The following is a 23,160-nucleotide window of genomic DNA, read 5'->3' as shown; positions in this document are numbered from 1 at the left end:
GTAACGTTATAAAGTTTTTACAGGCACATAAAAGGTAGACAAACGATATAAAACACAGGAGGAATTTAACAACATGAAAAAATATGCTTTATTATTAGTAGTAGGTTTAATGTTTTTATTAGTAGCATGTAGTAATGGCGGAGCAGATGAGAAAAAATCATCAGACTCTAAATCAAGTAATGAAGAATCAAATAAGACAGTGAAAATCGAAAATAACTACCAAGCGAGTGGGGAAAAACGTGATGGTAGCGATGCTAAAGAGGTAAAAGAAACTGTTGAAGTACCTAAGAATCCTGAAAAAGCAGTTGTGTTTGATTATGGTACATTGGATACGATGAAAGAAATGGGACTTGAAGATAAAGTTAAAGCAGTTCCTAAAGGTGAAGATAGTAAATCATTACCAGATTTCTTAAGTGAGTTTAAAGATGAAAAATATTTAAATACAGGTAGCCTTAAAGAAGTGAATTTCGATAAAGTAGCTGAAGCAAAACCAGACGTTATATACATATCTGGGCGTACAGCTAATCAAAAAAATCTAGACGAATTTAAAAAAGCAGCGCCAAAAGCAAAAGTGGTTTATGTTGGTGCAGATGAAAAAGATGAAGTCAATTCAATGAAGAAAAATGCTGAAAATATAGGTAAAATTTACGGCAAAGAAGATAAAGCAAAATCAATAAACAAAGAGTTAGATGATAAAATTGCTGGCATCAAAGATAAAACAAAAGATATGAAAGATAAAAAAGCACTATTCTTATTAGTTAATGAAGGAGAATTATCTACATTTGGAGCTGGAGAACGTTTTGGTTCAATGATTTTTGATACAATGGGCTTCGCATCTGCAGATGAAAATATTAAAAATAGTACGCATGGACAAAATATAACAAACGAGTATATTGCAGAAAAAAATCCAAGTATTATTTTTGCGATGGACCGTGGACAAGCAATTGGTGGAAAATCTACTGCAAAACAAGCATTAGGTAATGATGTAATAAAAGATGTGGACGCTATTAAAGACAATAAAGTTTTAGAGTTAGATCCAAAACTTTGGTATTTTGCTAGCGGTTCTACAACTACAGCAATCAAGCAAATTGATGAAGTAGAAAAATTATTAGATAAATAAAAAGCATGCCGTGTGGGCCATGTAATTAGCTAAATAGAGAAGCCATTCATAATATATAATGAGTGGCTTCTTTTTATATAGTGTTTCAAACCTTGAAGAATCATTAATTATTTATATAATGCTATGATAAAGAAGTAATGAGCAATTCAGTCAAAAATTCTATTGAAAAATTGTATAATGATTTAAAATGATGAAAAAAAGGGGAAGATACACGTGATATTAGATAATGTGAATCCAAATGATTTATATCCAACCGAGAAAAAAGGGCCTGCTGTTTTAGGTACCATTGAATATTCCGTTCAAGGTTCTACAGAATTTGAAGGTGCTTTTATTGCTACAAATGAGCGCATTATTTTAAATGTCGATATGAATGGAGAATTTTATTATAGGAGTATTGCTTATAATGAAGTAGAAAGCATCGAATATGACAGTGGAAAAATTAATTTCAAATTTAACATTGGTCCAATGCCAATGAAAGATATTCAAAAAGGTGATGCAGAAGCCTTTGTGAAATATGTGGAAAATAATATTAAATAAACGCAACTTGATCATTTGAGTCGAATTTGAGTGGTATGAAAGTATGATAAGCAAACAAAATAGCTGATAGTATAACTCGCATAGGACATGGCCAAACGAGTTAAGCTATCAGCTATTTTTTAGTTGATTTTTACGCTTAATTGGATTGTAATAATTGCTTTTAAGGATGAAAGCAAACTTATATGGAAAAGTAATGATGATAATGATATTTACAACGATTGTTAAAGTGAGCATCGCAATTAGGGCATGCTTCTATCATCATATATTCGTTTATAGTCATTTCATGTTTACATACACCACATAATATTGCTTTTTCATTAAATTCACTTGAATCCCATCGCTGTATAGTATGGGAAGCAGCTTCGTTATGACATTTATAACATGGGTAATATTTATTGCAACACTTGAATTTGATTGCAATTATATCTAATGGCGTTTGGTAATGGATGCAGCGACTTTCATCATCAACTGTAGGACCGTATATATTAACCATCGTATCAATCTCCTATTAATCTTGAGGATATTCTCCTATGATTCTTACTTCTGGATGTAATTCAACATCAAATTTTTCCTTTACTACTTTTTGAACATAATGAATTAAGTTTTCGTAGTCTGTAGCAGTACCTTTGTCTACATTTACCATAAATCCAGCATGTTTTAAGGAAACTTCGACACCACCGATTCGATGACCTTGTAGGTCAGAATCTTGAATAAGCTTACCTGCGAAATGACCTGGCGGGCGTTGGAAGACACTACCACATGAAGGATATTCTAAAGGTTGTTTAGACGTTCTACGTTCTGTTAAATCGTCCATTTTTTCCTGAATGTCTTGTTTGTCTCCAGGTTCTAAAGTAAACGCAGCTTCTAAAACCACTAAATGCTCTTTTTGCACGATACTATTACGATAATCTAATTCTAAATCTTTATTTGTAAAGGTTTGTAACTCACCTTTGTTATTTACGCACAGGGCATAATCAATACAATCTTTAACTTCTCCACCATAAGCACCAGCATTCATAAAGACAGCGCCACCTATTGAACCAGGTATGCCGCATGCAAACTCTAGTCCAGTGAGGGAATGATCTCTAGCAGCACGTGATACATCGATAATAGCAGCACCGCTTCCAGAAATAATTGCGTCATCTGATACTTCAATGTAATTTAGAGATAACAAACTAAGTACAATACCTCTAATGCCACCCTCACGAATAATGATATTTGACCCATTCCCTAGATATGTAACAGGAATATCATTTGAATAGGCAAAGTGTACGATAGCCTGAACTTGTTCATTAGTAGTAGGTGATAAGTAATAATCGGCCTTTCCACCAGTTTCTGTATATGTATAACGTTTTAAAGGTTCGTCTATTTTAATAATGTCTTTGGGTACAATTACTTCTAATTCTTTTAAGATGTTGTCTTTATGCAAATTTAGAACATCCTTTCCTCTTGAATTCATTTGTTTATTATACCAATGATTGTATGTATTTGCTAAAAAGTATGGCAAATTATCATAGAAATTTATATTTTGTTTACAATTTATAGTCATCTATGTGAATTAATCGTTAAAAAGGCTCATAAACTATTTAAATGTTACTTCATCACGTTTAAGATCTTTGGCTAATTTTGAAAATAGTTTTTGTTTTTGGTTATCATATGCACGAATCGTCGGCACGTTGTGCGCTAATTGTGCTTTATTTTCGCCATATACTTTTGCGATATGATTATCTGTAGACAATGCACTATTCGTTTGTAAATATTCATTGTAGAGTAATGAATCTTTTTGAATAATGTGCAAACGAGCGATTTGTTTTAAATCAATCATATTATTAAATTGTGCCATGACAACTTTCTTTTTATAAGTATGATGTAAACGATAGAACCCTGCGTAGTTTAAACGCTTTTCGTCTAAAGATGTGATGTCGTGTAAACTCTCAACGCCAACTAAGATATCCAATATAGGCTCGGTTGGATAGTTGAAATGTTTTGTGCCACCAATGTGGTGTGTTGATTGAATAGGCGTATCTAATAAATTGAAAAGTATGTTACGATACGTTTCATATAGTTTAGTAAAATGATAGTCTGTATCTTCATTTATAAATGTTTGTATCTTTGTATACATATCTGTTGAGCACTCCTTTAAATCTAGTGATAGAACTGTTAAACTGTAAATTCTGAAATAATATATCACATATCATTTTCAAGTTAAATAAGTTTCTGTATAATACGGAATAATAAGGAGTGCAGAAATGAAAAAAATACTTTGTATTATTTTGGTAATTTGTTTTTCTGTGGCACTGAGTGCATGCGGAAACAAAGCATCTTCAGAATTTAAAGATTTTGATACATCACTCAACGATGTCAAAAATAAAGGTAATGAAGTTGAAAAAGTGACAGATGATATCCATTTGAAGCGGTTAGATGATTTAAGTAAAACCGATATGACTGATGAAAATAAGAAAGAATTTAATAATTTGCAAAATCGATTAAATAGCCAATTAGTGCCTAAGATGGATGAATATGAAAAAGCAGCTAAACAATTGCCAGCCGAATCTAAGGAAACAAAAGAATTAAAATCATCCTATTTAGATGTTGTAGAACAGAAAAAATCAGCAATCAATGAGTTAACATCATTTGTTGATTTATATAATCAATCCATTAAAGCGAATGAAGATATTTTAGATTATACGAAGTTATTCGAAAAAAATAGATCACAAGTAGAAAAGAATATGCAAAAAGCTAATAATGCTGGAGAAACGGCAGACGTAAATAACTTTAAGCATAAACTTGAACAGAACAATAAAGATTTAAGACAAACTGCAGAAAGTGCATTAGAATCATCGGATTCTAATAAAGTAAAACATGCGATTAACGAAGAAATCATGCCGTTGATTACTGCAGAAATTAAAGATTTAAATAAAGCTGAAATTAAAGATGGTTACGTCAATGATGCACGTAAAAATGCGATTGAAATGTACTATAGTCTACAAAATTATTATGAAACAAGAGAAGAAACAATAGAAAATAGTGAGAAATTAAAACGTATAGACTATGATAAATTGCCACAAGAAGGTAAAGATATAGAGCAGTTTGACAAGACTTTCGACAAACGATACAGTGAACTTAAGCATAGCTATAATTAAAGTATGTAGTGAGTGAAGTTATTAGATTTATAATAAACGGTTAACAACAAAAAGGTAATTGTGTATAATTGGAAGCAATGATATGTATATATCGTGGGACTTTCACACTTGTAGAAACTTATTGTGTGTTAAATATTTTTAGAGGTGAATAGAATGGCTATGAAGCTGAGTTCGATTGACCAGTTTGAGCAAATTATTGAAGAAAATAATTACGCGTTTGTATTGAAACATAGCGAAACGTGTCCTATTTCAGCAAACGCATTTGACCAATTCAACAAATTTTTATATGAAAGAGATATGGATGGTTATTATTTGGTTGTACAACAAGAAAGAGAATTATCTAACTATATAGAAGAGAAAACACATGTAAAGCATGAATCGCCACAAGCGTTTTACTTTGTAAAGGGACAGGCGATTTGGCATGCAAATCATGGCGATATTAATGTTACTTCATTAGCTAACGCTGAAGAGTAACCAACAAAAGAATAGAAGTACTATCAAACGCTTGTTACACTTTTTTTAATAGAAAGAGTATAACAAGCGTTTCTTATAATGTGAAAAAATTACTAATGACATGTATAATGTATAGATGTATGAGAATTAATGACTACTATATGATAGTCTACAAATCTATAGTGCTAAATTATGTAGTCTAAGAATTAAATGTTGATATAATAAACTGAGTATGATCAAACCGTAGCAATATATACATGGATGTAGTGATATCATAGCAGAATAATTCACGCAGTTGATTCGTGATTAATTGTGAAATCAAAAAGAACATGATCGGGATATCATGGATTCACAATCAGCATACAATACAGTTATTAATATAAATATTTGAGGTGACAAGATGAAAGTTTTAGTGGCGATGGATGAGTTTAATGGTATTATATCTAGCTATCAAGCCAATCGTTATGTTGAAGAAGCAGTTGCGAGCCAAATAGAAAGCGCAGATATTGTCCAAGTTCCTTTATTTAACGGGAGACATGAACTAATGGACTCAGTTTTTCTATGGCAGTCAGGAACGAAATATAAAGTATATGCTCATGATGCAGATATGAATGAAGTGGAAGCAATTTATGGTATTACAGATAATCAAGTGACAGTCATTGAAGGCAATCTATTTTTAACAGGGAACAAACCTATTCATCAACGTACAAGCTATGGTTTAGGTGAGTTAATCGTAGATGCTTTAGATAACAATTCTGAGCATATTATCATATCTCTAGGTGGTATTGGTAGCTTCGATGGCGGCGCAGGCATGCTACAAGCCTTAGGAGCTAAATTCTATGACGATGAAGCTCAGGAAGTAGATGTAAGACAAGGAAGTAGTGTATTGAAATATATACGTAAAATAGATACTTCTGAATTGCATCCAAGATTAAAAGATATTAGATTACAACTCATGACAGATTTTGACAGTAAGTTGTATGGGAAAAATAGTGAGATTATGCAAACATATGAATCACTTGGACTTACACGTGAGAGTGCTGCAGAGATAGACAATTTAATTTGGTATTTAAGTGAAATTTTCAAAAGTGAGCTAAGACTTGCGTTAGGCCCGATTCAAAATGGTGGTGCAGGCGGAGGTATTGCTGCAGTATTAAATGGACTTTATGGTGCTGAAATTATGACAAGTCACGAGCTTGTAGACCAAATTACACATTTGGAAACACTTATTGAACAAGCAGATTTAATCATTTTTGGAGAAGGCGTCAATGAAGAAGATCAATTACTAGAGACAACAACTATACGTATTGCAGAATTAGCTACAAAATATAATAAGCCGTCAATTGCAATATGTGCTACGGATGATAAATTTGATTTGTTTGAATCGATGGGTGTTACTTCGATGTTTAATACTTTTATTGAAATGCCTGAAAGTTTTACTGATTTTAAAATGGGCATTCAAATTAGACATTATACAGTACAAGCGATTAAGCTATTGAAAACAGAATTCGATGTTTATAAATAAGTTGCTACAGTAGAATAAGATGGTATGTAATATCGAACTAAAAAAGCGTCCTAGCAGATGTTCAACATCTGCTAGGACGCTTTTTAGTTTAGAGTACTTAAGCCCGTATTGCAGCGTAACTACTGTATAAGATATTAACTATTTATTATAAGTACGCACAACTTCTTGAGCGATGCCTATAATCACTTCTACAGCTTTTGACATTACATCGATAGAAGCATATTCAAATGGACCATGGAAATTGTCACAACCTGTAAAAATATTTGGCGTTGGTAATCCCATATAAGAAAGTTGAGAACCATCAGTACCACCACGAATAGGTGCTGTATTCGCAGGTATATCTAAATCAGCAAATACACGCTTAGCGATATCTATAACAAGTGGATTAGGTTCAATTTTTTCTCTCATATTGTAATACTGATCATTAATTTCAATTTCTATAGGATCATCTTCATAATGTGTATTAATATCATTTTTAATTTCAATTAAATTTTTCTTACGTAGTTCGAACTTATTTCTATCGTGATCTCGAATGATATATTGTAACGTAGACTTCTCAACATCACCATTAAATTTCATTAAATGATAGAAACCTTCGTATCCTTCAGTTCTTTCAGGCACTTCATTTTGTGGTAATAATGCGTTAAATTGTTGACCCAAAAGAATTGCATTAATCATGGCATTTTTAGCAGAACCAGGGTGTACATTCACGCCATGACAGGTTACGACTGCCTCAGCGGCATTGAAACTTTCAAATTGTAACTCTCCATATTCACTGCCATCCATTGTATAAGCAAAATCGGCATTAAATCGTTCAACATCGAAAGCATGAGGACCTCTGCCTATTTCTTCATCTGGTGTAAAGGCAATACGAATACGGCCATGTTTAATTTCTGGATGTTCCGTTAAATATTTCATTGCTTCCATAATTTCAACGACACCGGCTTTATCATCTGCGCCCAACAGAGATGTACCATCTGTCACCATTAACGTGTGACCTTCAACATTTTTTAGAGCAGGAAATACATCTTGATTTAAAACACGATTGGTTTGACCTAATTGAATAGGAGTGCCATCGTAGGCATCTATAATTTGTGGGTTTACATGCGTTGCATTGAAATCAGGTGAGGTATCTACATGCGCTAGAAAGCCTACAGTTGGTAATGCAACGTCAACATTACTTTCTAAAGTTGCAAATAAATAACCATTATCATCCATGTCAGTAACCAATCCTAAAGCCGTTAATTCTTGATGTAACAAATTTAGTAAGTTCCATTGTTTCTCTGTAGATGGTGTAGTGTTAGATTCTGGGTCAGACTGTGTATCAATCATGACATATCTTGTTAAACGATCAATTATATTATTTTTCATAAAAACACCCCTTAAGCTCTGTTGTTCATATTATATGATTTTCTATATATCTTACCATTCATTTTACCAAAATATTGTTTAATACGCGTATAGATATAATAAATAATCTCTGCACATAAAATGCCGAATGCAATAGCGCCAGAAATTAATGTAACTTCAAGAAAAGCATTTACAGCATGTGTGTACGCATTGCTGACTAAAAGGCGAGTAGCCTCATACGCTAATCCTCCTGGAACTAATGGTATGATGCCAGGGACAATAAAGATGATGACAGGTCTTTTATAACGACGACTCATCACATGGCTCATAAGTCCTAATATAAAACTACCGAGAAATGCAGCCATAACTTTACCGAAATCTAAGTCCACGGAAAGCTTATAAATAATCCATCCCATTGCTCCAACAAAGCCACAGGCTAAAAGGAGACGTCTTGGAGCGTTAAAAATAATTGAAAAAAGCATTGTAGCTAAGTAACTTACTATAAACTGTAGTACATAATAACCTATAATCATGGAAACGCTCCTTTTTAAAATAGTAGTAAAACGATAGCGACACCGGCTCCAATGGCAAATGAAGTCAGTGCGGCTTCCACACCACGAGACATGCCAGCGATGAGTTCACCAGCCATTAAATCGCGAATAGCATTTGTAATTAATATACCAGGTACTAAAGGCATCACACCCGCGATGGTTATAATATCTTGGTTATGAGTCAAACCTAAATGTGTAAATGTTACAGCAACAGATATCACTACTGCAGCGCTAATAAATTCTGAAAAGAATTTGATTTGAATAAAACGTTGAACAAAGTCAAACGTTAAAAATGCTGCGGCTCCTGCGATAATTGCGATAATAAAGTCTTGTTTTACGCCGCCAAACATAAATAAGAAAAATCCACATGCAATGGCTGCTGCGAAGAATTTCGTAATGGATGAAAATTGTAAGGAAGCGTGGTGCAAATGAATGAGTTCAGACTTTGCTTCATCTATATCGAGTTGTTTGCTTGAAATTTTACGTGATATACCATTAGTTAGAGCAATTTTTTCTAAATCAGTAGTTCTTTCGCGAATGCGTATCAATCTTGTATTCGTACGATTGTTGAGGGAGAATATAATTGCTGTAGATGTCACAAAGCTATATGTATCATCTAAACCGTAACTCGCAGCGATACGTGTCATCGTATCTTCCACACGGTAAGTTTCTGCGCCGCTTTCTAATAATATTCTTCCTGCAATTAGTACGACATCAATGACTTTATCTTCATCAATAATTGTAATTGATTCTGACATAGATGACTCACCTCCTAATATAGATAATAGAACACTTGAAAGTTTACAACCTACAATTATAACTTTCAATCACTTTTAGTGCTCCGTCATCTTTTTTTATCTTATATATATATTGTAACAAACTCAATTACTTTTTAATGCTTTAACTTCTATACGAAAACTGACAACATACGCTAATGTATGTTGTCAGTAAACATAAATATTAAAATTTGCTATATCACTGTAATTATAACTTAACGATAGGATTAAACATAACTTGATTTCGTCCTTCGTTTTTAGCCATGTGTAGCATGTCATCGGCAACCTTGAACACTTTACGCTGAGATTTATGATCATCTTGAGTGAGGTAGCCTACACCAATGGAGACAGATAGTTTGATAACTTCCTTGTTTGGTAGATGGAATGTTGATTGTTCTACACCTAAACGAATACTTTCACCTAATTTAACACATTGATCTAGCGTATAATTATTTAATACAATAGAAAATTCTTCGCCGCCATTTCGATAAATATTAAATTGTTGAGGCACGTAGTTTTTTAATAATTGTGCAACTTGTCTTAAGACAGCATCACCAGATTTATGTGAATACATATCGTTCACGTCTTTAAATCCATCGATATCGATGAGTAGTAAACCTAAGCTTTCATCATTTGCTTCAGCGAGAGCTGTGGTTTCATTTAAATGTCTATCAAACTCTTTAACGTTGCCTAGACCAGTAAGATAGTCTAATTTATCTTCATTCTCATAGCGATTGACTAATGAGAAGAAATGCCAAATATCTACAAAAGTAACAGATGATGTAATCGTTAGAATAAATGATAATGGGATTAAGAATAATACTTCAGTAATCTCATAATAAGGACTGATTAGTGCTAAAATGAGATAAATGACTAAAGTGATGGCATTGAGTATTTGTAATGAAATGTTATCACTTTGTTTTAAAAATGGGCCAATAGCTCCGACGATGACTGCGATTACAATCAATATGACAGCAGCAATAACCGTATAGTCACCTATGAGTACATTAACGATTGATACTATAATTGCTGAGAGTACAGTGTAAAAGACATTTGTGTATCTTCCTAAGAATAATATAGGTACAAATGTTAAGTAGAGTGAATATTCATGAAATAACGGCACAGGATAAACAGATAGTAAAAGTGCCACTATCGTCATTAATACAGTGACGTATTCTTTTGAAAATACCATATTTTTATTCTCTGAGTACTGTAAACGGTGGAATAAATATATACCAGCCACAATAACAGACATATTATAGATAATAGCTTCAAACATTTTACTTTACGCTCCTTTGAATTAACACCTAGTTATTGTAAGTGAAAACTTACCATTTGTCATCAATATGTAAATAGAAATATATAACATTCACCTAAATTTCATGTTAAAATATCCCTCTGAGTGATAATATAAAAAATAATTCGCTTATTTTATAATAAATTTAACTATATTGATGTATGATTACTAATTATCTCATTACTATTTGTATATGTAAAAGCGAATCATGTATTATATACTTAAGTTATTGATATGACTAATAAATTTATATAGCTTATCATGAATTAAGAAAAATAAGAAGTTAATGTTTTTATCATTTAATGGAAACATTGAAATAAGACTTTTTAAACTTAAAATTTTAAAATCAAAAATAATTAAGAATTATTTTATTGAAGGTGAACTGATGTATACGTTATTATTAATCATTTTTTCAATGATTGTCAGTTTAATACTAACACCAATTATCATAAAGGTTTCACATAAACTTGGTATCGTGGATAAACCTAATTTTAGAAAGGTGCACACGAAACCTGTTTCTGTACTTGGTGGAACGGTTATACTTTTATCTTTTTTAGTGGGCATATGGCTAGGCCATCCCATAGAGACAGAAGTTAAACCACTTGTTATTGGATCAGTATTAATCTATTTGGTAGGGCTCATAGATGATATCTATGAACTGAAGCCAATTGTAAAGTTATTAGGACAAATCATTGCTGCGTTAGTAGTTGTATACTATGGCGTTACAATTGATTTTATTTCATTGCCTATCGGACCAACATTACATTTTGGTGTGTTTGCCATCCCAATTACCGTAATATGGATTGTTGCAATTACGAATGCCATCAATTTAATCGATGGGCTAGATGGTTTGGCTTCTGGTGTGTCGATGATAGCGTTAATGACAATTGGATTCATAGCAATTTTACAAGCTAATATTTTTATCATCATGATATGTAGTGTGTTAATCGGTGCATTACTAGGGTTCTTATGTTTCAATTTCCACCCAGCTAAAATTTTCTTGGGAGATAGTGGGGCATTATTGATTGGTTTTATAGTGGCCTTCCTATCATTATTAGGGTTTAAGAATATTACATTTGTTTCACTATTCTTCCCAATCGTTATTCTAGCAGTACCATTTATCGATACTTTATTTGCAATGATACGTCGTGTGAAGAAAGGCCAACATATTATGCAGGCTGATAAATCACACTTACATCATAAATTATTAGAACTTGGTTACTCTCATCGTCAAACAGTATTACTTATTTATTCTATTGCTTTGTTATTTAGTCTCTCTAGCATTATATTATACTTGTCTCAACCATGGGGCGTTCTTATGATGTTGATACTTATTTTAATAACAATTGAATTAATTGTAGAATTTACTGGCCTTATCGATGATGACTATCGCCCGTTAATGAAATTAATAGAAAACAAAGAAAAGCATAATGATAATCAATCATAAGTGATGATGACTGATAATTAACTTGTTTGTTATTAGTATTAACCAGAATAATAAAAGGCTCGGCAGATTTTTGAAATCTGCCGAGCCTTTTATTATATATTTCTACGTATGCTATTAAACGTGGAACACATCAATTTGGAGAAATGATGCTCTGTCACACACAAGATGTTTTAATTTATAAAAATTATGTATCTTTATTGAATGTAATAAGAAAGATGAAAATGGTATTGCCATAATCTTAAATGCTTTTTAAGTAGTTGGTATGTCAAAAGGTAAACGAACAATATCATTTTCGATTAAATCATAGTTTCCAGATGTTATACGATTTAGAAAATCGATAAATTGTGGGTGTTCCGGTTCGACCACGTCAATTTGATAACTGACTTTATCTGTATATTGCGTATCACGTAATAAGAAAGTCGTTGTTTCCAGTTCGTATTCAAATTTTCCAGTTAAGTCATAAGCAATTGTAACAATCGTCGGTATAGCAGGGCGCAGTGCTACACGACCAATGTCATAAATCACATCTCTGACAGCGCCACTATATGCTCGAATTAAGCCACCGCCACCTAATTTGATACCGCCAAAATAACGTGTCACTACCACGCAAACATTGTGTACCTCTAGTTTTTTTAAAATATCAAGCATAGGCACTCCAGCAGTACCACTAGGTTCTCCATCATCATTGGCTTTCTGGATATTCATTTGATCGCCAACTGTATAAGCTGAACAGTTATGTGTAGCCTCATTATGTTGAGTTTTCACCTCGTCTATAAAAGCTTTAGCTTCTGCTTCAGATGAAACAGGCTTTATATGTGCTATAAAACGTGATTTACTAATCACATTTTCTATTATATGTTCTTGTTTTATCGTAATAATAGATGATTCCATTTTAACGACACCTCAGTTTTTAATTTATTATGAGTATTATTATTGATGGTAGCTTTAAAATACTTTAATTACATATATTATACACTGAATTGAATAATGTATTAAATACAAAAATAAATTTTCTTTTAACATAAAATAAGGTATTATAGTTGTGAGTATAATTGAGGAGGATTATGATGAAAATCGCTGTTTTGACAGATTCAACGAGTTATCTATCTCAAACTTTAATCGATAAATATAACATTAAAATCGCACCGTTAAGTGTTACGTTCGATAACGGTGAAAATTATATTGAGAATGAAACAATATCAACGCCAGAATTTTATGAGAGAATGAAAACCTCAAAAACCATACCGACAACAAGCCAACCTGCTATTGGTGAATTTATAGAGAATTATGAAAAACTACGTGACGAAGGATACACTGATATTATATGTGTGTTTTTATCATCTGGAATTAGTGGTTGTTATCAAACAGCTACCCAAGCAGGCGAAATGGTTAAAGGTATTCGAGTACACACCTTCGATTCGAAGTTAGCAGCTATGATTGAGGGAGGGTACGTGTTACGTGCGGTTGAAATGATCGAACAAGGATATACACCTGAAGCAATTATCGAAGACTTAGAATCAATGCGCGAAGTGACAGGTGCTATTTTAATGGTAGATGATCTTAAAAACTTACAAAAGAGTGGTCGCATAACAGGTGCTCAAGCTTGGATTGGTACTATGCTTAAAATGAAGCCAGTCTTAAAATTTGAAGATGGACTGATTTTACCTGAGGAAAAAGTACGTACTAAAAAGCGCGCTTTAAAAGAGATTATAAATAAAGTTATAAATCATGTAAAAGCATATGATGAAGTGACTTTATATATTGTTGCAGGCGATATAGAGGCGGATGCGCAGTGGATGTATAAAGAATTAACAGAAAATTATCCACAATATAAAGTTTATAGTTCTCAATTAGGACCAGTGGTTGCAGCACACCTTGGTTCTGGAGGTATGGGTTTAGGTTATACAGGTAGGAATATACGCACAGATTAATCGGAATTTGATGAAGACATGGTATGCCAGTTAAGGCAAACATGTCTTTTTTTATGGAGGTCATCATCAATCAAACATTATGGAAAGTTAATCACTGATCGAACTATATTATCCGATGAAGTAATTAAGTTTCGTTCAAAAGGTATTGTAAGAAAGGATGGCATGTGGCGATGCTATCAATGCGATACTGCAGAGCCAAAGCATTTTTATGAATATTTTTCAAAAGTATTAGGTCAAACCATTGTTTACTGCAGAAATTGTATTAGCCTGGGTAGAATGGATAATATCAGAGACATTTATGTTACTGAATCAAGACAACAAAGTTCTGGAGGAAAATATAACTTATCGTTTGAACTCTCTGAGCAACAATTATTCGCCTCCACAAAAATTGTCAATGCAATCCAAGGATACCGTTCATTAATATTATATGCAGTAACCGGTGCAGGTAAAACAGAGATGACATTTGAAGGTATAAAATTTGCGAGACAACGAGGTGATAATATTGCAATCGTATCGCCTCGTGTAGACGTAGTATTAGAAGTGAGTTCACGCATGAAAGAGGCTTTTCAAGAAGAGTATATAGATATACTTTATCAAGGGCAACGGCAAATGTATAATGGACATTTTATAATTGCCACTATACATCAATTATATCGATTTAAGCGTCATTTTGATGTCATCATAGTAGATGAAGTTGATGCTTTTCCGCTTTCTATGGATCCATCGTTAATGCATGCTATAACAGCAGCTTCAAAAAAGCGTTATAGTCATGTTTACATGACAGCAACACCACCCCGCAAACTGTTACGACAAATGCCTGATGATACACTTATCACGTTACCCGCGCGATTCCACAGACACGCTTTACCTCTTCCTAAATTTAAATATTACAAAATTCAGCCCTATAAAATACAATACATGCTGTTAAATATATTTATGCATCAAATTCAATCAAAACGATATACCCTCGTATTTTTCAATCATATTCAATTAATGAAACAAATGTACCTACATTATAAAAAGAAAATTGCTTCGCTCACATATGTACACAGCGAAGATAGTTTGCGATTTGAAAAAATACGAAATTTGAGACATGGAAAATATCATATTATTTTTACGACTACAATTTTAGAAAGAGGCTTTACCATGGCAAACTTGGATGTCATTGTCATGCATAGTCATACGTTTGACAGTAGTGCTTTAATTCAAATTGCTGGTAGGGTAGGAAGAAAAGCACAAGCACCATCGGGACTTGTACTATTTTTTCATGAAGGTATTACTTTGAATATGCTTAAAGCCCGACGTAATATAAGAAAAATGAATGATTTAGCTCGATACAAGGGGTGGATAGATGACTAAATGCATACAATGCCACGAAAATATATTCGAATCACTCAATGCCCAAAATTTTTATAAAAAACCATCTCCATGGTGTGCACATTGTATAGAACAATGGAAAGTAGTGGGCATGACTATGTACCAACGTTGTCCAAGGTGTCTGAAGTTATTAGACATTAACGAAGAAAAGTGTAGGGACTGTCTATTTTTATCTATGCATTATGTATTAATGAATCGACTGCATTGTCAATTTCAATATAAGGGGATTATGAAATCAACTATTCATAAATATAAGTTTATGAAGGATGTAGCTTTATGTAAAATACTAGCAGAACAAATAGAGTTACCTAAAGTAAATTATGATTATATTGTGCCAATACCTTCACCAATAGAAAGGGATAAGGCACGTACGTTTAACCCAGTTACTACCGTATTAGATTACAAGCAAATTCAATATGAAACACTTCTATCCACTCAATTACGACCAAGACAGTATACAATGGGAAAGCAAATGCGGTTACAGGTCGATCATCCATTTGAATTAACCAGTTCTATCGATTTAGAAAATAAATTCATTTTACTTGTAGATGATATATACACTACAGGCATAACGGTTCATAAAGCAGCAAAAAGTCTTTTTGTGAGAAAAATCAGAAAATTCGATGTCTTTACGTTTGCACGATAGTAGAAAAGTGGTATTATAAGGATAAGCAATATTACCAATATAGAGGTTTTTAAAGGAGTCGATTACTATGATCAGATTTGAAATTCACGGGGAGAACCTCACTATTACTGATGCGATTCGCAACTATATTGAGGAGAAAATTGGTAAATTAGAACGTTACTTTAATGATGTGCCAAATGCAACTGCACACGTTAAAGTCAAAACCTATCAAAATTCAGCTTCAAAAATTGAAGTAACTATTCCATTGAAAAATGTTACCTTAAGAGCTGAAGAACGCCATGATGATTTATACGCAGGCATTGATTTAATCAATGGTAAACTTGAAAGACAAGTAAGAAAATACAAAACGCGTGTCAATCGTAAAAAACGTAATCGTGGCGATCAAGAAGTATTCGCATCATTACCAGAAGAAAATGAAGCAGCTGAACTTCAAAGTGATGATAGTGACAATGATATTGAAATCATTCGTGCAAAAAATTTCAGTTTAAAACCAATGGATTCAGAAGAAGCAGTGCTACAAATGGATTTGCTGGGACACGATTTCTTTATTTTCACAGATCGTGAAACAGACGGCACTAGTATTGTGTATAAAAGAAAAGATGGAAAATATGGTTTAATCGAAACAACTGAATAATTTATGTTAAATCATACTAAATAATAATTAGCCGTAGCGTCCATGATTGTGTTAAATCATGGACGCTCATTTTTTGCTATGTTAGTATGTAATAATTTGAAAGTTGACCAACAATATGTGTATATTTTAAGTGTATAATAAAAATATATAGAAATATGAAAATTCTTGATGAGTAATGAAGGATAATTACAAGTTAAACAAGCTAAACGAGAGTTTAAAGAGTGAAGTGAATAAATGTAAATTTCAGCTTATAAATGGTATCATAAGATGTTGTAAGCTAAGAGTTATAAAGCTAAAGGAGCGAACAGAATGGGTTTTTTATCAAAAATTGCAGATGGCAATAAAAAAGAAATAAAGCGCCTTGGTAAATTAGCCGACAAAGTCCTAGCGTTAGAAGAGGATATGTCGATATTAACTGATGAAGAGATTAGAGAAAAAACAAAAGCATTTCAAGCTAAATTACGTGAAGAAGAAGATGTGAAAAAGCAAAATAAAATGCTTGATGATATTTTACCAGAAGCCTTTGCTATAGTGAGAGAAGGTTCAAAACGTGTATTTAATATGATCCCTTATAAAGTACAAGTTATGGGGGGGATCGCAATTCATAATGGTGATATCTCTGAAATGAGAACAGGTGAAGGTAAAACATTGACTGCGACGATGCCAACTTATTTAAATGCATTAACAGGACGTGGTGTCCATGTAATCACAGTAAATGAGTACTTAGCAAGTAGTCAAAGTGAAGAAATGGCAGAACTTTATGAATTCCTTGGGTTATCTGTAGGACTAAACTTAAACAGCAAGAGTACAGATGAAAAAAGAGAAGCATATGCAAGTGATATTACGTATAGTACAAACAATGAGTTAGGTTTTGATTACTTACGTGATAACATGGTTAACTATGCGGAAGAACGTGTAATGAGACCACTTCATTACGCTATTATTGATGAGGTCGATTCTATTTTAATCGATGAAGCCCGTACCCCATTAATCATTTCAGGTGAAGCAGAAAAATCAACTTCCCTATACACTCAAGCAAACGTTTTTGCTAAAATGTTAAAAAACGAAGACGACTATAATTTTGATGAAAAAACAAAAGCCGTACAATTAACAGAACAAGGTACGGATAAAGCAGAGCGTATGTTTAAAATTGACAATTTATATGATGTTAAAAACGTCGATATTATTAGTCATATTAATACAGCTTTGCGTGCACATGTAACGCTTCAAAAAGATGTTGATTATATGGTGAATGCCGGCGAAGTGTTAATTGTAGACCAATTTACCGGACGTACTATGCCTGGTCGTCGTTTTTCTGAAGGCTTACACCAAGCTATTGAAGCTAAAGAAGGTGTGAAGATTCAAAATGAATCTAAAACAATGGCCTCAATTACATTCCAAAACTATTTCAGAATGTATAATAAATTATCAGGGATGACAGGGACAGCGAAGACGGAAGAAGAAGAGTTTAGAAATATATATAATATGACTGTAACTCAAATACCTACAAACAAACCTGTTCAACGTATTGATAAACCTGATTTAATATATATTAGCCAAAAAGGTAAATTTGATGCGGTTGTAGCAGACGTAATTGAGAAACATAAGTTAGGTCAGCCAGTATTATTAGGAACAGTGGCAGTTGAAACCAGCGAATATATTTCAAATTTATTGAAGAAAAATGGTGTGCGTCATGATGTGTTAAATGCTAAAAACCATGAACGTGAAGCGGAAATAGTAGCTGGCGCTGGCGAACGTGGAGCAGTTACGATTGCTACGAACATGGCAGGTCGTGGTACTGATATTAAACTTGGCGCTGGCGTAGAAGAAATTGGTGGTCTAGCCGTTATTGGTACAGAGCGCCACGAGTCTCGTCGTATTGATGACCAATTACGTGGTCGTTCAGGTCGTCAAGGTGATAGAGGTGATAGTCGTTTCTATTTATCATTACAAGATGAATTGATGGTTCGCTTTGGTTCTGAACGTTTACAAAGTATGATGAACCGCTTAGGTATGGATGACTCTACACCGATAGAATCCAAAATGGTGTCCCGCGCCGTTGAATCTGCGCAAAAACGTGTTGAGGGTAATAACTTCGATGCACGTAAACGTGTTCTAGAATATGATGATGTATTACGTAAACAACGTGAAATTATATATACTGAGCGTAATAGAATTATTGATAGTGATGCAAGCGGTGAATTGGTCAATGCAATGCTCCGTTCAACGCTTGAAAGAAGTGTACACTATCATGTGAATGATGAAGATGATGAGCCAGATTATGAACCATTTATTAATTATGTTGATGACGTGTTCTTAAACGAAGGTGATTTAAAAGAAGAAGAAATTAAAGGTAAAGACAAAGAAGATATCTTTGATGTGGTTTGGTCTAAAGTTGAAGTAGGCTTAAAAGATCAAAAAGAAAAAATTGGTAGCCAGTTTGATGAATTTGAGCGTATGATTTTACTGCGTTCAATAGATAATCATTGGACTGATCACATTGATACAATGGATCAGTTGCGTCAAGGTATACACCTACGTTCATACGGTCAGCAAAATCCACTGCGTGACTATCAAAATGAAGGGCATCAACTTTTTGATACGATGATGGAGAATATCGAAGAAGATGTAAGTAAGTTTATCTTGAAATCAGTCGTTTCTGTGGAAGATGATTTAGAAAGAGATAAAACGACAAATTTTGGTAATGCGGAACATGTATCTGCAGATGGTGATAATTCTAAAGAGGATACAAAATCAGAGCCTTTTGTTAAAGATGAACATGTAGGTAGAAATGACCCTTGTCCATGTGGTAGTGGAAAAAAATACAAAAATTGTCACGGTGCATAATGTATAAGTGATGCTTATTTAAAGCTGGGAGACTTGATGGTAATGCTATCAACTTCCAGTTTTATTTGTCTTGAAGTGAATTTATCTTATATTAACTGAAAGATGTTGTGAGACGAATAAAGTTGGCATTAATATAAAACTTTTGTAGAATAGTTATATTGAATAAAATGATTTTGGAGTTTAATAAATTTATCATTCGTACAATAACAGGAGAGATGTCTAATGGAATTATCAGAAATTAAGCGTAATATAGATAACTATAAAGAAAAATTAGAACAACTTAGGGGGTCTCTTTGACTTAGAAGAAAAAGAGACAAATATTCAAGAATATGAAGAAAAGATGACTGACCCTACTTTTTGGGATGACCAAAATGAGGCCCAAGCAGTCATTGATAAAAATAACGCATTAAAATCTATAGTAAATGCATACCGTGGTTTAGAATCTGAAATTGATGATATGGATACTACAAGAGAGCTATTGCTTGAAGAAGATGATGCGCTCATGAAACATGATTTAGAGCAAAATGTTATGGAGTTCAAAACAAGTATAGATCAATTTGAATTACAACTATTACTTGATGGGCCTTATGATGCAAATGGTGCAATTATGGAACTTCACCCAGGCGCTGGCGGTACAGAGTCTCAAGATTGGACGAACATGTTATTAAGAATGTACCAACGTTACTGTGAACAAAAAGGTTTCAAGGTAGAAATTGCCGATTACTTGCCTGGAGATGAAGCGGGTGTTAAGAGTGTTACTTTAGTCATAAAAGGACATAATGCTTATGGTTACTTAAAAGCAGAAAAAGGCGTTCATCGTCTAGTACGTATATCACCATTTGATTCGTCTGGCAGAAGACATACATCATTTGCATCGTGTGATGTTATACCAGAATTTAATAATACAGAAATTGAAATTGATATCAACCCTGATGATATTACCGTTGATACGTTTAGAGCATCAGGTGCAGGTGGACAACACATTAACAAAACAGAATCCGCAATTCGAATTACTCACCACCCTTCTGGTATAGTAGTCAATAACCAAAATGAACGGTCTCAAATCAAAAATAGAGAAGCTGCTATGAAAACATTGAAATCCAAATTGTACCAATTAAAAATTGAGGAACAAGAGCAGGAAATGGCAGAAATTCGTGGTGAACAAAAAGAAATTGGTTGGGGTAGCCAGATTAGATCATATGTTTTTCACCCTTATGCTATGGTCAAAGATCATAGAACAAATGAAGAAACAGGGAAAGTTGATGCTGTTATGGATGGAGATATAGGACCATTTATAGAATCTTATTTACGTAGCCAAATGGATCACTCTGAAAATTAAAGAAAACTCAAAAACTGAGCATACATTTAAACATGTGTGTTCAGTTTTTTATTGATTAAAGAGGAACATAAATAAATGTAATTTTCAAATATTCTTATTACACGCCTTAAACTGAGGAATGGTAAATAATAAGTTTAAACATTGTCAGATCAATGTTTATGTTGTTTTGTTGACGTTATAAAATAAAAATCCCAACATATAAAATAACGGTTATATTACATTCGGGTAACATAAGAAAAAGATATAATATTTTGTGCTATATTAATGGTGAATAAAATTAAAACAGCAAAGGATTGAGACATCATGAAGAAGGGAATAGCATTTTTTGTAACATCGACAGCATTATTTTTGGGAATTAATAGTATCGCTTCAGCCGATCAAGTACATACAGTAAAAGAGGATACTAATTTATCTGATATAGCACAAACCTTCGCAACAACAACGAGTGAAATTAAAGCATTAAATCAATTATCAGACAAATATGATGTGAGTGTAGGTGAGCAGTTAATCTTACCAGATAGCGATATAGTAGAAGTAAAATATGGGGATACTATACAAAGTATAGCGTTAAAGTACAATATCACCATGGAGCAGTTGTATCAACTAAATCCGAACGTAGGAGAAATGATATATCCAGGGGAACTATTAGCAGTGTCAGAAAAAGGATCGGCACATTTAAATAATCAACAACAAACATATTTTAATGAAATAAATCAAACATATACTCAAGATACAAGTGGTAGTAGCCGTGTCGATAATTCATCCTCCAATTCAAACACATCTGTGACTTCAAACCGCGCAATACCGGTAGTACAAAATGAATGGACACATACCCCAGATTTAAAAGTAACGAAACAAAGCGTCACTTCACACGCAGATTATTTACCAACAAAGCCAAATAATGAAGTACCAGTAGTTTCAAATGGGCGTAATTATTATGACCGTGGACAATGTACGTTCTATGCGTTTGATCGTCGCCAACAACTAGGTAAATCAGTTGGGAATTTATGGGGCAACGCAAATAATTGGGCTGTTGCCGCAAGTCAAAACGGCTATCGCGTAAATCATACACCGGAAGTAGGAGCTATTATTCAAAGTAATGCAGGCCAATATGGTCATGTAGGTGTTGTAGAACGTAAAAATGCAGACGGCTCTATTTTAGTATCAGAAATGAATTGGCAAGGCCTAGGACAAAAGTCATATAGAACAATTCATAATGCATATCAATATAACTATATTCATTAATGATTGATTATAATCAATCATTAATGAATACAGTAACGTGAGAATACAAGACGCTAAAAGTCTCGCCATAATGTGTATTTCTAATTCAATAAGCATTCAATAATATAACAACCACTCCAATAATATAGAGGAGTGGTTGTTATATTATTAGGCAACAAAAGTAATTGATTTATTAAATTATCTATATCATAAAAATAATTATCTATCTTCAGTTATATTGATAAGACATTTTGATTGTTGAATGATATTATAAAAACAAGTATAATCAATCATTAAATAAACTAGGAGGCGATGTCATGGGAGTACATCAATATTTTAAACGCTTATCTGATTTAGAAAAATTAATTAGATTACCGGGACAATTTAAATACTTTGAACATAATGTCGCTGCGCATTCATTTAAAGTTGCTAAAATTGCACAATATTTGGGAACGGTAGAGGAATACCATGGCAATGAAGTTGATTGGAAAAGTTTGTATGAAAAAGCTTTGAACCATGATTTTGCAGAAATTTTTACTGGAGATATTAAAACGCCAGTGAAGTATGCAAGTGGGGAATTAAAAAAATTGTTCTCACAAGTTGAAGAAGAAATGGTAGACCACTTTATAAATGAAGAAATTCCAGAACCTTATCAAGATATTTATCGTAAAAGGCTCCAAGAAGGCAAAGACGATTCACTTGAAGGCCAGATACTATCGGTCGCTGATAAAATAGATTTATTATATGAAACATTTGGAGAAATACAAAAACGTAATCCAGAGCCGTTATTTTTTGAAATATATGAAATGTCTTTAGAGACAATCATGCAATTCGATCATCTTAGTTCAGTACAAGATTTTATCGATAATATTATTCCAGAAATGTTAACAGAGAAATTTATACCAAGAAAAGAGTTACGAGAAACGACGATGGCCATTCTAAACAATAGAAATGGGTGAAGTG

At 33.1% G+C, this 23,160-nt stretch carries 22 protein-coding genes; 14 read left to right on the top strand and 8 right to left on the bottom strand.

The genetic code is table 11. From position 1 onward, the window contains the following. The first annotated feature begins 73 nt into the window (after positions 1 to 73). Together PYW31_RS10285 and PYW31_RS10280 are read left to right on the top strand one after the other, a co-directional pair. On the top strand, positions 74 to 1,120 hold the full coding sequence (locus PYW31_RS10285) for a ferrated catecholamine ABC transporter substrate-binding lipoprotein SstD (protein ID WP_046837191.1): 1,047 nt from the start codon (positions 74 to 76) through the stop codon (positions 1,118 to 1,120). A gap of 213 nt (positions 1,121 to 1,333) precedes the next feature. After that, on the top strand, positions 1,334 to 1,657 hold the full coding sequence (locus PYW31_RS10280; protein WP_046837192.1) for a PH domain-containing protein: 324 nt from the start codon (positions 1,334 to 1,336) through the stop codon (positions 1,655 to 1,657). Positions 1,658 to 1,835: 178 nt separating this feature from the next. Here PYW31_RS10280 and PYW31_RS10275 read toward each other — a convergent pair whose 3' ends face one another. From PYW31_RS10275 to PYW31_RS10265, 3 genes are all read right to left on the bottom strand, one after another. Further along, the gene (locus PYW31_RS10275; protein WP_046837193.1) at positions 1,836 to 2,150 is read right to left on the bottom strand and encodes a CHY zinc finger protein; all 315 of its coding nucleotides are present in this window, start codon (positions 2,148 to 2,150) and stop codon (positions 1,836 to 1,838) included. A 15-nt stretch (positions 2,151 to 2,165) separates the two neighbouring features. After that, positions 2,166 to 3,116 (bottom strand): UDP-N-acetylmuramate dehydrogenase, encoded by a 951-nt coding sequence (gene murB, locus PYW31_RS10270; protein ID WP_082104717.1) that lies wholly within the window; start codon positions 3,114 to 3,116, stop codon positions 2,166 to 2,168. Positions 3,117 to 3,239: 123 nt separating this feature from the next. Next, a complete protein-coding gene (locus PYW31_RS10265; protein WP_046837195.1) occupies positions 3,240 to 3,779 on the bottom strand; it encodes a GrpB family protein in 540 nt (179 codons plus the stop codon). 127 nt (positions 3,780 to 3,906) lie between these two features. Here PYW31_RS10265 and PYW31_RS10260 point away from each other — a divergent pair, with 127 nt between their 5' ends. The 3 genes from PYW31_RS10260 to PYW31_RS10250 all read left to right on the top strand — a co-directional run bounded on the left by PYW31_RS10260 (position 3,907) and on the right by PYW31_RS10250 (position 6,778). Further along, entirely contained in the window at positions 3,907 to 4,800 is an 894-nt protein-coding gene (locus PYW31_RS10260; protein ID WP_046837196.1) for an EMYY motif lipoprotein, read from the top strand. A gap of 153 nt (positions 4,801 to 4,953) precedes the next feature. Further along, positions 4,954 to 5,274, top strand: a complete 321-nt coding sequence (gene ytxJ, locus PYW31_RS10255; protein ID WP_046837197.1) for a bacillithiol system redox-active protein YtxJ — start codon at positions 4,954 to 4,956, stop codon at positions 5,272 to 5,274. Between the two features lie 379 nt (positions 5,275 to 5,653). Continuing rightward, complete coding sequence (locus PYW31_RS10250; protein WP_046837198.1) at positions 5,654 to 6,778, top strand: glycerate kinase; 1,125 nt, start codon at positions 5,654 to 5,656, stop codon at positions 6,776 to 6,778. 138 nt (positions 6,779 to 6,916) lie between these two features. Here the strand turns inward: PYW31_RS10250 and pepT are convergent, their stop codons facing one another. From pepT to gdpS, 4 genes are all read right to left on the bottom strand, one after another. After that, the gene (gene pepT / locus PYW31_RS10245) at positions 6,917 to 8,149 is read right to left on the bottom strand and encodes a peptidase T (protein WP_046837199.1); all 1,233 of its coding nucleotides are present in this window, start codon (positions 8,147 to 8,149) and stop codon (positions 6,917 to 6,919) included. 11 nt (positions 8,150 to 8,160) lie between these two features. Beyond that, the gene (locus PYW31_RS10240; RefSeq protein WP_252345054.1) at positions 8,161 to 8,661 is read right to left on the bottom strand and encodes a threonine/serine exporter family protein; all 501 of its coding nucleotides are present in this window, start codon (positions 8,659 to 8,661) and stop codon (positions 8,161 to 8,163) included. 14 nt (positions 8,662 to 8,675) lie between these two features. Then, a complete protein-coding gene (locus PYW31_RS10235; RefSeq protein ID WP_046837200.1) occupies positions 8,676 to 9,437 on the bottom strand; it encodes a threonine/serine exporter family protein in 762 nt (253 codons plus the stop codon). Between the two features lie 226 nt (positions 9,438 to 9,663). Further along, complete coding sequence (gdpS, locus tag PYW31_RS10230; protein ID WP_046837201.1) at positions 9,664 to 10,734, bottom strand: GGDEF domain-containing protein GdpS; 1,071 nt, start codon at positions 10,732 to 10,734, stop codon at positions 9,664 to 9,666. Positions 10,735 to 11,137: 403 nt separating this feature from the next. Here gdpS and PYW31_RS10225 point away from each other — a divergent pair, with 403 nt between their 5' ends. Beyond that, entirely contained in the window at positions 11,138 to 12,199 is a 1,062-nt protein-coding gene (locus PYW31_RS10225; RefSeq protein ID WP_046837293.1) for a glycosyltransferase family 4 protein, read from the top strand. Positions 12,200 to 12,448: 249 nt separating this feature from the next. On the opposite strand, the gene PYW31_RS10220 is transcribed toward PYW31_RS10225, so the two are convergent. Further along, positions 12,449 to 13,090 carry a YigZ family protein gene (locus PYW31_RS10220; RefSeq protein WP_046837202.1) on the bottom strand — a complete coding sequence of 214 codons (642 nt, stop codon included), beginning with the start codon at positions 13,088 to 13,090 and terminating at the stop codon, positions 12,449 to 12,451. Between the two features lie 176 nt (positions 13,091 to 13,266). Between PYW31_RS10220 and fakB1 the strand changes: the two genes are divergently transcribed. From fakB1 to PYW31_RS10180, 8 genes are all read left to right on the top strand, one after another. Further along, positions 13,267 to 14,130, top strand: a complete 864-nt coding sequence (gene fakB1, locus PYW31_RS10215; RefSeq protein ID WP_046837203.1) for a fatty acid kinase binding subunit FakB1 — start codon at positions 13,267 to 13,269, stop codon at positions 14,128 to 14,130. Positions 14,131 to 14,148: 18 nt separating this feature from the next. Beyond that, a complete protein-coding gene (locus PYW31_RS10210; protein ID WP_063410203.1) occupies positions 14,149 to 15,489 on the top strand; it encodes a DNA/RNA helicase in 1,341 nt (446 codons plus the stop codon). Beyond that, positions 15,482 to 16,153, top strand: coding sequence for a ComF family protein (locus tag PYW31_RS10205; protein ID WP_046837205.1), 672 nt, complete (start codon positions 15,482 to 15,484; stop codon positions 16,151 to 16,153). Before PYW31_RS10210 ends, PYW31_RS10205 begins: the two co-directional genes overlap by 8 nt. A gap of 67 nt (positions 16,154 to 16,220) precedes the next feature. Continuing rightward, positions 16,221 to 16,787, top strand: coding sequence for a ribosome hibernation-promoting factor, HPF/YfiA family (gene hpf, locus PYW31_RS10200; RefSeq protein WP_046837206.1), 567 nt, complete (start codon positions 16,221 to 16,223; stop codon positions 16,785 to 16,787). Positions 16,788 to 17,096: 309 nt separating this feature from the next. Next, positions 17,097 to 19,634 (top strand): preprotein translocase subunit SecA, encoded by a 2,538-nt coding sequence (gene secA, locus PYW31_RS10195; protein ID WP_046837207.1) that lies wholly within the window; start codon positions 17,097 to 17,099, stop codon positions 19,632 to 19,634. Between the two features lie 222 nt (positions 19,635 to 19,856). Then, a protein-coding gene (gene prfB, locus PYW31_RS10190; RefSeq protein WP_101116931.1) for a peptide chain release factor 2 occupies positions 19,857 to 20,973 on the top strand; the annotation gives its coding sequence in 2 pieces (ribosomal slippage) (positions 19,857 to 19,928 and positions 19,930 to 20,973; 1,116 coding nt in all). Positions 20,974 to 21,276: 303 nt separating this feature from the next. Then, the gene (locus PYW31_RS10185; protein WP_046837209.1) at positions 21,277 to 22,218 is read left to right on the top strand and encodes a COG3942 and LysM peptidoglycan-binding domain-containing protein; all 942 of its coding nucleotides are present in this window, start codon (positions 21,277 to 21,279) and stop codon (positions 22,216 to 22,218) included. 296 nt (positions 22,219 to 22,514) lie between these two features. Continuing rightward, on the top strand, positions 22,515 to 23,156 hold the full coding sequence (locus tag PYW31_RS10180; protein WP_046837210.1) for a YfbR-like 5'-deoxynucleotidase: 642 nt from the start codon (positions 22,515 to 22,517) through the stop codon (positions 23,154 to 23,156). Positions 23,157 to 23,160: the final 4 nt, after the last annotated feature.

Source organism: Staphylococcus succinus, from assembly GCF_029024945.1.
GTDB classification, from domain to species: Bacteria; Bacillota; Bacilli; order Staphylococcales; family Staphylococcaceae; genus Staphylococcus; species Staphylococcus succinus.
This window is presented reverse-complemented; position numbering and strand designations above follow the sequence as displayed.